This is a genomic window from Streptomyces sp. NPDC048290 (assembly GCF_040652095.1).
Taxonomy (GTDB): domain Bacteria; phylum Actinomycetota; class Actinomycetes; order Streptomycetales; family Streptomycetaceae; genus Streptomyces.
Genome location: NZ_JBEZLM010000012.1, coordinates 227,290 through 240,280 on the forward strand (window position 1 = coordinate 227,290; position 12,991 = coordinate 240,280).

The 12,991-nt window shown below is 70.9% G+C and carries 11 protein-coding genes and 2 tRNA genes; 3 read left to right on the forward strand and 10 right to left on the reverse strand.

What is annotated here, in order from left to right:
- Positions 1-117: 117 nt before the first annotated feature.
- A complete protein-coding gene (gene leuS / locus AB0D49_RS22435; protein ID WP_362760024.1) occupies positions 118-2,991 on the reverse strand; it encodes a leucine--tRNA ligase in 2,874 nt (957 codons plus the stop codon).
- A 449-nt stretch (positions 2,992-3,440) separates the two neighbouring features.
- Here leuS and AB0D49_RS22440 point away from each other — a divergent pair, with 449 nt between their 5' ends.
- Together AB0D49_RS22440 and AB0D49_RS22445 are read left to right on the forward strand one after the other, a co-directional pair.
- Positions 3,441-4,715 (forward strand): cytochrome b/b6 domain-containing protein, encoded by a 1,275-nt coding sequence (locus AB0D49_RS22440; protein WP_362760027.1) that lies wholly within the window; start codon positions 3,441-3,443, stop codon positions 4,713-4,715.
- The gene (locus AB0D49_RS22445) at positions 4,712-6,322 is read left to right on the forward strand and encodes an NADH-ubiquinone oxidoreductase-F iron-sulfur binding region domain-containing protein (RefSeq protein WP_362760030.1); all 1,611 of its coding nucleotides are present in this window, start codon (positions 4,712-4,714) and stop codon (positions 6,320-6,322) included. The genes AB0D49_RS22440 and AB0D49_RS22445 overlap by 4 nt, the downstream gene beginning before the upstream one ends.
- Positions 6,323-6,419: 97 nt before the next feature.
- Here the strand turns inward: AB0D49_RS22445 and AB0D49_RS22450 are convergent.
- Positions 6,420-6,492: transfer RNA gene (locus tag AB0D49_RS22450), tRNA-Ala, on the reverse strand.
- A gap of 148 nt (positions 6,493-6,640) precedes the next feature.
- Between AB0D49_RS22450 and AB0D49_RS22455 the strand changes: the two genes are divergently transcribed.
- Positions 6,641-7,876 carry a glycosyltransferase 87 family protein gene (locus tag AB0D49_RS22455; protein ID WP_362760032.1) on the forward strand — a complete coding sequence of 412 codons (1,236 nt, stop codon included), beginning with the start codon at positions 6,641-6,643 and terminating at the stop codon, positions 7,874-7,876.
- On the opposite strand, the gene AB0D49_RS22460 is transcribed toward AB0D49_RS22455, so the two are convergent.
- The 8 genes from AB0D49_RS22460 to AB0D49_RS22495 form a co-directional block, all read right to left on the reverse strand.
- A complete protein-coding gene (locus tag AB0D49_RS22460) occupies positions 7,866-8,099 on the reverse strand; it encodes a hypothetical protein (RefSeq protein ID WP_003976229.1) in 234 nt (77 codons plus the stop codon). The two genes, AB0D49_RS22455 and AB0D49_RS22460, sit on opposite strands and share 11 nt — an antisense overlap.
- A gap of 434 nt (positions 8,100-8,533) precedes the next feature.
- Positions 8,534-8,606, reverse strand: a tRNA-Ala gene (locus AB0D49_RS22465).
- A gap of 116 nt (positions 8,607-8,722) precedes the next feature.
- The gene (locus AB0D49_RS22470) at positions 8,723-9,412 is read right to left on the reverse strand and encodes a histidine phosphatase family protein (protein ID WP_362760034.1); all 690 of its coding nucleotides are present in this window, start codon (positions 9,410-9,412) and stop codon (positions 8,723-8,725) included.
- On the reverse strand, positions 9,403-9,846 hold the full coding sequence (rsfS, locus tag AB0D49_RS22475; RefSeq protein WP_362760037.1) for a ribosome silencing factor: 444 nt from the start codon (positions 9,844-9,846) through the stop codon (positions 9,403-9,405). The genes AB0D49_RS22470 and rsfS overlap by 10 nt, the downstream gene beginning before the upstream one ends.
- 258 nt (positions 9,847-10,104) lie before the next feature.
- Positions 10,105-11,784 carry a LytR C-terminal domain-containing protein gene (locus AB0D49_RS22480; RefSeq protein ID WP_362760039.1) on the reverse strand — a complete coding sequence of 560 codons (1,680 nt, stop codon included), beginning with the start codon at positions 11,782-11,784 and terminating at the stop codon, positions 10,105-10,107.
- Positions 11,785-11,800: 16 nt separating this feature from the next.
- Positions 11,801-12,427, reverse strand: coding sequence for a nicotinate-nucleotide adenylyltransferase (nadD, locus tag AB0D49_RS22485; protein WP_362760040.1), 627 nt, complete (start codon positions 12,425-12,427; stop codon positions 11,801-11,803).
- Between the two features lie 32 nt (positions 12,428-12,459).
- Complete coding sequence (locus AB0D49_RS22490; RefSeq protein WP_362760043.1) at positions 12,460-12,624, reverse strand: hypothetical protein; 165 nt, start codon at positions 12,622-12,624, stop codon at positions 12,460-12,462.
- A gap of 193 nt (positions 12,625-12,817) precedes the next feature.
- Positions 12,818-12,979 carry a hypothetical protein gene (locus tag AB0D49_RS22495; protein ID WP_362760046.1) on the reverse strand — a complete coding sequence of 54 codons (162 nt, stop codon included), beginning with the start codon at positions 12,977-12,979 and terminating at the stop codon, positions 12,818-12,820.
- Positions 12,980-12,991: the final 12 nt, after the last annotated feature.

A 12,991-nucleotide genomic window follows, 5' to 3' on the forward strand; every position in this document is an offset into this window, starting at 1 on the left:
CACGGCCAAGCCACGCCCCACCACAGCCGGCAACACCAGCCACGCCCGGACCGAGGCCCCCAGCATCAGACCGAGGCGGCCCGAGGCCCCAGCCCCAGCCCCAGCCCCAGCCCCAAACTACGCCGGAACGATGTTCACCAGCTTCGGCGCCCGCACGATCACCTTCCGAACCCCGGCCCCGTCCAGCGCGGCCACGACCTTCTCGTCGGCCAGGGCCAGCTTCTCCAGTTCGTCGTCGGAGATGCCCGGCGGCACCTCCAGACGGGCCTTGACCTTGCCCTTGATCTGGACGACGCAGGTCACCGCCTCGTCCACGACGTACGCGGGGTCGGCGACCGGGTAGGCGTGGTGCACCACCGTGTCGGTGTGGCCCAGCTTGCGCCACAGTTCCTCGGCGATGTGCGGGGCCAGCGGGGCGATCAGCAGGACCAGCGCCTCGGCGACCGGGCGGGGCACGGCGCCGCCCGCCTTGGTCAGGTGGTTGTTCAGCTCGGTGACCTTGGCGATGGCGGTGTTGAACCGCAGGCCCACCAGGTCGCCACGCACACCGTCGATCGCCTTGTGCAGAGCGCGCAGAGTGTCCTCGCCGGGCGTGTCGTCGCTGACGGTGACCGCGCCGGTCTCCTCGTCGACGACATTGCGCCACAGCCGCTGGAGCAGCCGGAACTGGCCGACGACCGCGCGGGTGTCCCAGGGGCGGGACACGTCCAGCGGGCCCATGGCCATCTCGTACAGGCGCAGGGTGTCGGCGCCGTACTCGGCGAAGATCTCGTCGGGGGTGACGGCGTTCTTCAGGGACTTGCCCATCTTGCCCAGCAGTCGGGAGACCTGCTCGCCCTGGTGGTAGTAGGCGCCGTCACGCTCCTCGACCTCGGCGGCGGGGACCGCGATGCCGCGGCTGTCGCGGTAGACGTACGCCTGGATCATGCCCTGGTTGAACAGCCGGTGGAACGGTTCGGCGGAGGAGACGTGGCCCAGGTCGTACAGGACCTTGGACCAGAAGCGGGCGTACAGCAGGTGCAGTACGGCGTGTTCCTGGCCGCCGACGTACAGGTCGACGCCGCCGTGCGGCATGTCCTCGCGCGGGCCCATCCAGTAGCGCTCGATGTCGGGGTCGACCAGCTTCTGGTCGTTGTGCGGGTCCAGGTAGCGCAGTTCGTACCAGCAGGAACCGGCCCAGTTGGGCATGGTGTTGGTCTCGCGGCGGTACTTCTTGGGGCCGTCTCCCAGGTCCAGGGTGACGTGGACCCATTCCTCGTTGCGCGACAGCGGGGTCTCGGGCTGGGTGTCGGCGTCGTCGGGGTCGAAGGTGCGCGGCGAGTAGTCGTCGACCTCGGGCAGTTCCAGCGGCAGCATGGACTCGGGCAGCGCGTGGGCGACGCCGTCCTCGTCGTAGACGACGGGGAAGGGCTCGCCCCAGTAGCGCTGGCGGCTGAACAGCCAGTCGCGCAGCCGGTAGTTGACGGTGCCTTCGCCGATGCCCTTGCGGGCCAGCCACTCGGTCATGCGGGCCTTGGCGTCGACGACGTCCAGGCCGTCCAGGGAGATGTCCGCGCCGGCCGAGTTGACGATCTTCGCGTCGTAGGAGGAGAAGGCGTCGTCCCAGGTGGACGGGTCGGTGCCGCGGTCGTCGGAGGGCTCGACCACACAGCGCATGGGCAGGTCGAAGGCGCGGGCAAAGGCGAAGTCGCGGGTGTCGTGGGCGGGGACGGCCATGATGGCGCCGGTGCCGTAGCCCATCAGGACGTAGTCGGCGATGAAGACGGGGACGCGTTCGCCGTTGACCGGGTTGGTGGCGAAGGTGCCGGTGAAGACGCCGGTCTTGTCCTTGGCCTCGGCCTGCCGCTCGACGTCGGACTTGGCGGCGGCCTGCGCGCGGTAGGCGGCGACGGCCTCGGCGGGCGTGTCGTGGCCCCCGGTCCACGCCGTGCGGGTGCCTTCGGGCCAGGCGGCCGGGGTGCACTTGTCAACCAGGGGGTGTTCGGGGGCCAGCACCATGTAGGTGGCGCCGAACAGGGTGTCCTGGCGTGTCGTGAAGACGGTGATGTGCTCGCCGTCGACGGGGAAGTCGACGCGGGCGCCCTCGGAGCGGCCGATCCAGTTGCGCTGGGCCAGCTTGATGGCGTCGGGCCAGTCCAGTTCGGTCAGGTCGTCCAGCAGGCGGTCGGCGTAGGCCGTGATGCGCATGTTCCACTGGCGCAGCTTGGCCTTGAAGACGGGGAAGTTGCCGCGTTCGGAACGGCCGTCGGCGGTGACCTCCTCGTTGGCCAGGACGGTGCCCAGGCCGGGGCACCAGTTGACGGGCGCGTCGGAGGCGTAGGCCAGGCGGAACTCGCTCAGTACGTCGGCCCGTTCGGTGGCGGTCAGCTCGGGCCAGGCACGTGTGTGGCCGGGTACGGCCCGCTCACCGCTCTCGAACTGGGCGATCAGCTCGGCGACGGGGCGGGCCTTGCGGGCCTCGTCGTCGTACCAGGAGTTGAAGATCTGGACGAAGATCCACTGGGTCCACTTGTAGTAGTCCGGGTCGATCGTGGCGAACGAGCGGCGCTTGTCGTGGCCCAGGCCCAGGCGGCGCAGTTGCTGCTTCATGTTGCGGATGTTGGCTTCGGTCGACACGCGCGGGTGCGTGCCGGTCTGCACCGCGTACTGCTCGGCGGGCAGGCCGAAGGCGTCGAAGCCCAGGGTGTGCAGGACGTTGTGGCCCGTCATGCGGTGGTAGCGGGCGTAGACGTCGGTGGCGATGTAGCCCAGGGGGTGGCCGACGTGCAGTCCGGCACCGGAGGGGTAGGGGAACATGTCCATGAAGAACTTCTTGGGTTCGGCGACCACGGCGGGGTCCCCGGCCAGGTCGCCGCTGGGGTTGGGCGCCTCATAGGTGCCCTCGGCGTCCCAGAAGTCCTGCCAGCGTGCCTCGATGTCGGCGGCCAGGGCCGCCGTGTAGCGGTGCGGCGCGACCGCCTCGGAGGCGGCAGCGGGGTTCGTCTCGCTCATGATCTTCAAAGCTCCATCGATCGTCTCTGCCTGCGGCTGTGACATCCCTAGAAACGAAAAATCCCCTCACACAGGAGGGGACGCCGCGCCGACTCCGGCCACGGTGACGACCGTGGACCGGGACTGATCAGCGCGGCCCGCTAAGCAGAAGGCGTACGGCACGCATGGCGCTAGGGTACCGCAGCCCCCGAGCGGGCCGCTCAGGGCTTCCGCAACCGTCCAGTCACCGGGCGCGACCTTCACCAACCCCACACGTTACCGCCAGTAACACCGCACAGAACCTGAACAGTATTCAAGAATTACTTCGCGTAACCGTCCCAAACGGACGCTTCGACAGTCACATCGTCTGTTGATAACAACGCAATAACTCAAACTGCGTACCCATCGGTATGGCTCCACTTAGAGTGCGGCAGCGGGACCGCTTTCCCGAACCGCTCGGAGTTGCCCCCATGAACCCTCGACGTAGTACCAGCTCGCTCCCCCGGCCGGGTCGCTCGGCCTACGGGGCGGCGTCCGCCGCCGTCCTGATCCTCATACCCGTGGTCGTACTGGTCGGAGGTGAGGCGTTCCGCGAGTTCCTGAACTTCGGCGCCGGAGTGCTGTCCCTGGTGTGTCTCAGCTGCTCGGTGATCTGGGGCCTGGTCGCCCAGGACCGGATCGTGCTGAACGCCCGCCAGCGGATCGTCGGACAGGCCGTGCACCGCACCACCGCCGTCGCGTCCATCGCGTTCCTGCTGCTGCACATCACCACCAAGATCGCCCTCGACCACACCGAGCCGATCGCCGCCGTGATCCCCTTCTCGCTGGGCTTCACCAGCACCGCGGGACTGATCGGCCTCGGCTCGCTGGCCGGGCTCATGATGATCTTCGTGGGCATCACCGGCGCCCTGCGCGGCGCCTTCGCCTCCCCCGCCCCGGTCGCCGCCCGCTGGCGCGCGATGCACATGCTGGCCTACCCGGCCTGGTGCGCCGCCCTCGTCCACGGCCTGTACGCGGGCCGCGAGGCCAAACCGCTGTTCGTCTTCCTGTACGGCCTCTCCCTGGCCGGTGTCATGGGCGCCCTGGCGCTGCGGGCGGCCCCCCGCCCCGTCAAGCGCAAGGTCGCCGACCGGATCACCGCCCTGCTCGGGACCTCCGACAAGCCCGGCCGCGAGGACCTGGACGCCGCCCGCGCGCGGGCCGGTGAGTCCACGGGCGCCCTGCCCGGCTACGAACCACAGCGCGCGACACGCCGGGCGGCCCCGTCCTACGACGCCCCCATGCGCCCGGCAGCCGCCGAACCCCCCACCGGTTTCGCCGCCGCCTATAGAGCCGTCTCCCGCCCCGCGCGCCCCGATCAGTCCTTCGCCGCCGAGCCCACCGCGCGCATGGAACTCCCCGACTTCCAGGCCACCGAGTCCCTGCCCCGCGCGGACACCGGCGGCTCCACCTCGGGCTCCTGGCCGATCCCCTCCCCGCCCCCGGTCGGCGAGGCTCCCCCGTCGGCCTACGACCCGCTCCAGGACACGGGCTACACCATCCCCACCTACAGCGACCCGGGCGCCGCCGGGTACGGCGGACGTGATGTGTACGACACCGGTGAGTCGAACACGGCCTATGGCACGTACAACACCGGTGACACGTACAACAACAGCGGTCCCGCCACGGAAACGCCCGGCTTCTACGACTTCGAAGGGCCGGGTTCGGGCGAACCTTGGAACACGCCGTCCGGAGGCACTAGGTGAACGAGGCCCTGCCCGACGTCCCGGAGGTCCGCGTCGTCGGGCTTCCCCAGCTCACGTCGGGCTTCGACCTTGTCGAAAGACTGGATCTGCCCATGCACCTCAAGGTGCACGGGCCGCTCGAACCCATGGGCGGCGAGCAACTCGCCAAGCTCGCCGAGAACATCCGCCTGAAGGGCCGCGGCGGCGCGGGCTTCCCCTTCCACAAGAAGCTGCGCTCGGTCGCCGAGGCGGCGATCAAACGGGGCGTACGCCCGGTCGTGGTCGTCAACGGCAGCGAGGACGAACCGGCCTGCCGCAAGGACACGGTCCTCATCAACCGTGCCCCGCACCTCATCCTGGACGGCGCGCTGCTGTGCGCCGAGGCCCTCGGTGCCCGCACGCTCGTGGTGGGGGTCACCCGTGAGTCCACGCAGCGCTCCATGGAGGCGGCACTCGCCGAACGCGGTCTGAGCAACGGCCGCCGCTCGGCGCTGCGCGTCCGCGTCCAGCGCAACCCGGTGCGCATGGTCACCGGCGCGGCGGCGTCCCTGGTCCGCTCCATCGACGGCGGCCCGGCGATCCCGCCCGGCCGCAAGGTCAGCGCCTCCCAGAACGGCGTCGGCGGCGCTCCCACCCTGCTGTCCAACGCCGAGACCTTCGCCCAACTGGCCATCGCGGCCCGCATCGGCCCCGACCGCTACGGCAACACGGGCCTGTACGACGAGCCGGGCACGGTCCTGCTCACGGTCTCCGGCGCCGTCGCCCGCCCCATGGTGATCGAGGTCCCCACCGGGGTGCCCCTCCGGTACGTCCTTCAGCTGGCCGGCGCGCCGCCGGTGCCGCAGGGGGTGCTGACCGGCGGCTACCACGGCAAGTGGATCGACGCGGCGACCGTCGACGAGGCGATCGTCTCGCGCAACTCGCTGGACGCGGTGGGCGGTTCGCTGGGCGCCGGGGCCATCCTGCCGATCAGTCAGGACACCTGTCCGCTGGGCGAGTCGCTGCGGGTCGCCCAGTGGCTGGCCGAGGAGAGCGCGGGCCAGTGCGGCCCCTGCTACCTCGGCCTGCCCGCCGCCGCGCGCGGCCTGGAGGACATCCTCAACGGCGGCGGCCCGGCCGCCCTTGAGGCCGTCAAGCAGGTCGCCAGGAACGTGAAGCGGCGTGGCGCCTGCTCGCATCCGGACGGCTCCGCGATGTTCCTGGAGTCGACCGTGAAGGCGTTCACCGACGACCTGGCCGCACATGTCCTCGGCAACGGCTGCGGACGGCCCGTGGAGGGCGTGCTGCCGCTGTTCGAGGGCGGCAGGACACCGACCGGCATCCCGGGCGGCGGCGAGTCCGAGGACAACGGTCCCAGCCGCCAGAAGATCTACGTCGACTGGACCCTGTGCCGGGGCCACGGCCTGTGCGCGGACATCCTCCCGGAGGTCTTCGAACTCGGCGCCGACGGGTTCCCGACCGTCGCCCAGGCCAAGGTGCCGCGCTACGCGGAGGCCAAGGCCCTGCGCGCGGTACGGCGCTGTCCCGCGCTCGCCCTGCGCATCGAGGAGGACACCCGCGCCCAGGCGCCCGCCCGCAACCTTCCGGTGCTCTCCCAGGGCCGCGGACGCCGCGCCCTGGGCCGCTGACCCGGCCCGCCCCTGGCCAGGGGCGGGCACAGCTCCCCGGGACGCGGACACAGCAAAGATCCCGCCGGATCATCCGATCCGGCGGGATCTTCATCTGTGGAGCTAAGGAGAATTGAACTCCTGACCTCTTGCATGCCATGCAAGCGCTCTACCAACTGAGCTATAGCCCCGCGCGCCACGCGGTCGAACCGCGTTTTCGCTGGTGTCGGCCGGGTCTCCCCGGCGGCGACGCCAACATTACACGCTCGACGGGGTGCAGCACCAAATCAATTCCGTTCTGCGGAGATAAGACCGATAAGGGCGCTAGTGTCGGCCCTCGTGACGGTGATCGCGTTCCCCGCAGTCCCCCGCCGAGTCCCGGTCGCCCTGGGGGCCTGTCTGCTGTCGTTCACGGCGTTCTGGCTGGCCCAGCGGGCGGCGGACGTGTCGATGATCGATCTGATGGTGTACCGCGCGGAGGGCGCCACGGTCCGCGCGGGCGGCGATCTGTACGCGCTGCGGACGACGGCGGCGCAACTGCCCACCACCTATCCGCCGTTCGCCGCCCTGCTGTTCACGCCGCTCACCCTGCTCGACACGCCGGTCATGCGCACCCTGGCGACCGCCGGGAACCTCGCCCTGCTGGTGGTTTTCGTCCGGCTGTCGCTGCGGCTGACCGGGCACACGCGCGGGCGGGTCGTCTGGTGGGTGGCGGCGCTGGCCGTGTGGTGCGAGCCGGTCTGGACGACCCTGCGTTACGGGCAGATCAATCTGCTGCTCGCGGTCCTGGTCCTGTGGGACCTCTCGCGCCGCCCGGACGCCCGCTGGGCGGGGGCGGGCATCGGACTGGCGGCGGCCGTGAAGCTCACGCCCGCGCTGTTCGTGGTCTTCCTGCTGGCCGCCGGGGTCACCGCGCGGCTGCGGTACGGCTCGGCCGGGGCCCGGCTGCGGCACGCGCGCGGGGCGGTCCTCGCGTTCTGCGCCGCGACCCTCCTCGCCGCGGCGGTCCTGCCGTACGACTCGTGGCGCTTCTGGACGGAGATGGTCTTCCGCGCGGGGCGGGTCGGGCATGCGGAGGACACCGCCAACCAGGCCCTGCGGGGCGTTCTCGCGCGGCTGCTGCACACCGCCGACCCGGGACTGTGGTGGCTGCTCGCGGCGGCGCTCACGGGGCTCGCCGGGCTCGCGGTGGCCGTCGCGGCGGAGACCCGGGGGCGCCGGGCGGTCGCGGTGTGCGCGGTGGCGGTGACGGCGCTGCTGGTCAGCCCGGTGTCGTGGTCCCACCACTGGGTGTGGTGCGTGCCGCTGGCGCTGCTGGTGGCCTCGCGGGCCCGCGAGGCCGGGACGCCGGTGCGGTACGCGGGGGCCGCGGCCCTGTCCCTGGTGTTCTGCTCGTACGCCCTGTGGTGGGTGCCGCACGGCCCGCACCGGCCCGAACTGCATCAGGGCCCCGCCGAGTTGCTCCTGTCCGCCCTCTACCCGGCGGTCGGCTGCGCCTTCCTCGCCCTGGCGGCACATACGGCGGTCCGCGCGCAGCGGCCTCCTAGGGGCGCCTTACGGGGTGTCAGGCCGTGACGAAGGAATAGAACCGTTTGAGCGTGCAGTGTTCTTCGAGGAGCCGGCCGTAGATCGGCTCGCCCTCCAGTTCACGGTAGGTCTCGATCGGGTCGCCCTTTATGATCAGTGCCCGCGCGCATTCCTCGCACCAGTACTGGTAGTCGGGATTGACCGGTTCCATGTCGCGGACGATCGGCGTACCGCTGCCGCACCAGTCGCATTTCCGCCTGTGTGCACCCATCGATCAGCTCCAGCTGTGGCCGCAGGCCGTGCACACGTACGAGATCCCGCCATTGTCGCCGAGGACTTGGGCCACATGCGCGGAACCGCAGGAAGGGCAGCTGAGCCGCGTGGTCGTGTCCTGTATCAACGCCGCTTCGCCAAGGAGGTGGCCGACCTCCCTGGGGATGCTCGCAGGCATCGCTACTCCCTCCCGTCGGGCCGCGCCCCCTTCGGCCGTTTGATTCTGCCACGGCCGGACCAATACGGTCAGCGACGCCCGGGTACCAGTACGGCCACGACGAGCCCGCGGCCCTTGCGGTGGACGTGGTGGAGACGCGCCCCCGGGCGCGTCTCCACCGTCCTATACGGCTCCTGGACCCCCGCCGACTCAATGCGGATCGAGAATCCCGACATGAAAAATCCCGCCCCTGCCCGGGACGGGATCTTCATCTGTGGAGCTAAGGAGAATTGAACTCCTGACCTCTTGCATGCCATGCAAGCGCTCTACCAACTGAGCTATAGCCCCTCGCGTTCCTCCCCGTGGGCGGGGCGAACAAGAAGAACTTTAGCCTGCGACCTGCCGGAAAGTGAAATCCGGCCCTGCCGGGGCCACGGGCGGGCGCCGCCCGCGCGGGAGGCGCCTCAGGTGTCGTCGCCGAGGACCGGCTCGGGCAGGGTGCCCGCGTTGTGCTCCAGCAGCCGCCAGCCGCGCGCGCCCTCGCCGAGGACGGACCAGCAGCAGTTGGACAGGCCGCCCAGGCTCTCCCAGTGCCGGGCCTCCAGGCCCAGCAGCCGGCCGATCGTGGTGCGGATCGTGCCGCCGTGGCTGACCACGACGAGGGTGCCCTCGGGGGGCAGCTTCTCGGCGTGCCGCAGCACCACGGGGGCGGCGCGGTCGGCGACCTCGGTCTCCAGTTCGCCGCCGCCGCGCCGGACCGGCTCGCCGCGCTTCCAGGCCGCGTACTGGTCGCCGTAGCGCTCGATGATCTCCTCGTGGGTCAGGCCCTGCCAGACGCCCGCGTAGGTCTCGCGCAGGGCCTCGTCGCGGCTGATGGGCAGCCCGGTGAGGGCGGCCAGCTCGGCCGCCGTGTCCGAGGCCCGCTTGAGGTCGGAGGCGACGATCGCGTCGGGCTTGAGGGAGGCGAGCAGCCGGGCGGCCCGGCGGGCCTGGGCGAGGCCGGTCTCGGTGAGGTCGACGTCCGTCGTGCCCTGGAAGCGGCGCTCCACGTTCCACGACGTCTGGCCGTGCCGCCAGAGGATGACCCGGCGGCCTCGCTGGGTCCCCGCGAAGGAGAACCCGGCGGCGGCCTCACCGGCGGCGCTCACCGCCACTCACCGGCCTGCGTGGCCTCCTCGTCGGCCTGGAGCTTGGCGTGCTCGGCGGCCTTGCCACGGGTGGCCTTGGCGTCGGCGGGCAGCTCGATCTCGGGGCAGTCCTTCCACAGCCGCTCCAGGGCGTAGAAGACCCGCTCCTCGCTGTGCTGGACATGCACGACGATGTCGACGTAGTCGAGCAGGATCCAGCGGGCCTCGCGGTCGCCCTCGCGGCGCACCGGCTTGGCGCCCAGCTCCTTCGAGAGCCGTTCCTCGATCTCGTCGACGATCGACTTGACCTGGCGGTCGTTGGGCGCGGAGGCCAGCAGGAACGCGTCGGTGATCGACAGTACGTCGCTGACGTCGTAGGCGATGACGTCATGGGCCAGCTTGTCCGCGGCGGCCTGGGCGGCGGTGTTGATGAGCTCCAGGGAGCGGTCGGTGGCGGTCACTACACGGCTTTCGGTCGGCGGTCACTTGCCCCCAAGGGTCTCACGGACCACGGACAAGGCCCGACGGGATTAGGGTCCGTCGTTTGGATCATCCCGGCTGTGAGCCACGGTGACCTGTCGGCTGCCCCGAGCGGGGTCTGGTGCGTGCAGCTGCAAGGCGGAGGAGGGAGTCGACGCGGAGCGTCGGGGACTGACGACAACGCGGCAGATGTGCGTGCCAGACCCCGCGAAGCGCCGGGATGATCCAAACGGCGGGCCCTAGCTCGGCTGTGCGGGTTCGTAGTCCTGGCCCAGGACGACCGTGACGTCCGCGTTGCCGGAGACCTCGCCCTTGGTGACCGTTCCGGTGGGCAGGCCCAGGGTCTTGGCGACCTCTGTGGCGTTCTCCTTGTCGGCGTCGTCGGCGTAGGTGATCTCGGTGGTGGCCTCGGCCGCGGAGGCGGTGCCGCCCTCCAGGAAGGTGAAGCCGCCGTTGAGCAGGGTCACCCGGGCGTCCTCGGTGCGGTCCTTCTCCCCGGTGGCGTTCTGGACGGAGACGCGGACGGCGGTCCCTGCCTCGGGGTTCTTCGCGGCGCCGCCCAGGACGTCCTTGACCACGGCGGCGCTGGCCTGCGCGTTCAGCGTGCCGTCGTCCTGGACGGGCAGCAGCTCGGTCTTGTAGTCGCCGCTCTTGGCCAGGTCGGACAGGTCCGCGAGGAACGTGCCCAGGTCCTGGTCGGTGAGGGACGGGTCGAGGATCTGGGCGAGGGTCTGCACGGTGGTCGTCGCCGCCTGCGCGTCGGACGACAGCTTGCGCAGGACGCCCTGCATGACCTGCCCGAACCGTTTCAGCTGGGCGTCCTGGGCCTCGCCGGACGCCTTGTACGTGGCGTACGCCACGGCGTTCTTGCCCGCGAGGGTCTGCTGGGAGCCCTTGCGGACCAGGGGCGCCCCGCCCTTCTTGGCGTCCGGGTCGGGTACGTCGGTGTCGGAGTCGACCTCGATGTTGCCGACGAGGTCGACCAGGTTCTGGAGATAGGGCGTGTCGAGCCGCCAGGTGCCCTGGATGGAGGTGCCCAGGGCGGTGTCGAGGGCCTCGCGGGTGCCAGCGGAGCCGTCGTCCTCCACGGACTTGGTCAGGGTGGTCGCCGAGCCGTCGTCGCCGGACAGGGCGAGCGCGTTGGGCAGCAGGACGGTCGTGCCGCGCTGGGTGGTGGTGTTGTCGACCAGCAGCGCCGTGGAGGTGCCGCCGCCCTTGGTGTCGTGCAGGTGGACGACGATCACGTCCCGCTTCTGGGCGCCCGTCGCGGCCGTGGTGCCGCCCTTGTCGTCGGAGGACGACACGCCCGGGAGTTTCCCGGCGTACCAGAGGTAGCCGACGCCGCCCGCCGCGAAGACGGCGAGGACGACGACCAGGGCGACGAGACGGCCCCTGGCGCGGCGCTTGGCCTCCTCGCGGCGTTCGGTGCGGTTCTCCGTGAAGGCGAGCCAGTCGATGACGTCCTCGGAGTCGCCGTCGGGCTCCTCCACGAAGGCGAACTGCTCGGTGTGGTAATCGCGGTCCGCGCGGGGCGGCTCCTGCGCGCCGGGCTGCTCGACGGGGTCCGGTTCGGGCGGGCCCGCCTGCTGCGGGATGTAGGCGGTCTGCTCGGCGACCCTCGGCTGCTGCCCGCTGGTGGCGGCCTGTCCGTACGGGTCGTAGGCCGCCGGGTAGGCGCCCGTGTGGTCATAGCCGGGGACGGGCTGTTGCTGGCCGGTGGCGTAGGGGTCGTAGCCGGGGGCGGGCTGCTGCTGGCCGGTCGCGTACGGGTCGTAGCCGTAGCCCTGCTGTGGGTAAGGGTCGTAGGGCTGCTGGGCGGGCTGCTCTGGGGTGACCTGCCGGTACACGGGCTGCCCGTACTCGTCGTAGCCGACGAGTTCGTACTGGCCCTCGTACCCCGCGTCGTATCGGTCGTTCACCGGTGCCCCTCTCGGCTCACTCGCCGCGGTACAGCTCTCGTTTCGCGATGTAGCGGACGACCCCGTCCGGCACCAGGTACCAGACCGGATCGCCCTTGGCGACTCTCGCCCGGCAGTCGGTGGACGAGATGGCCAGCGCGGGAACCTCGACCAAGGTGACGCCGCCCTCCGGGAGGCCGGGGTCGGCGAGGGTGTGGCCGGGCCGGGTGACCCCGATGAAGTGTGCCAGGGAGAACAGCTCCTCGGTGTCACGCCAGGTGAGGATCTGGCCGAGGGCGTCCGCACCGGTGATGAAGAACAGGTCGGCGTCGGGGTTCAGGGCGCGCAGATCGCGCAGAGTGTCCGCGGTGTAGGTGGGACCGCCGCGGTCGATGTCGATCCGGCTGACGGAGAACTGCGGGTTCTCGGCGGTGGCGATGACCGTCATCAGATAGCGGTCCTCGGCCGGGGAGACCGCGCGATGGGTCTTCTGCCACGGCTGCCCGGTGGGCACGAACACCACCTCGTCGAGGTGGAAGGCGGCGGCGACCTCGCTGGCCGCCACCAGGTGCCCGTGGTGGATCGGGTCGAACGTTCCGCCCATGACGCCCAGGCGGCGCTTGCCGGTGTGCGCCGGACCGGTAGGCATGCCCTGCTCTCCCATGCCAGCAGACCCTACCGGCCCGGTCCGCGCGCTCAGCGGTCGCGGTTGAAGCGGGTGGTGATCCAGAGCAGCAGCAGCAGGATGACCAGCGCGGCGCCGCCCGTGAAGTAGGGGTTGAGGCTCTGGTGGTTGCCGCCGTGCTCCTCGCCTGTCGCGGCAAGGGTGACCAACTGGGCAGCGGAGCTGTGGAAAGTCATCGTCGGCAGAACCTATCCGGTGTGGTCGGGATAAAGACGTCGGCTCATCGTAAGCGGGGGGCGGATCGCCGCTCACGCCGACTCCGCCGTTGGGGACGCCCGGACGCCACACGACACCGTCGGGCACTGCCCGGCGCCGCCCGGTACCGCCCGGATCGCGGGCCGTCGGGCGCCGGGGAACCTTCGCGACGGCTCAGTCGTCTTTCCGCTTGTAGCCACGCAACACGATCCACGCAGTCAGCACACAGCCCACGACCATCACGATCAGTACGACTCTCAGCAGATTCCCCGAACCCTGCTGCTCGGCGGCGTTCGCGGCCTCGGTGAGCCAGGTGGTCGTGGGAATGCGGTCCATGACGGGGGGCTC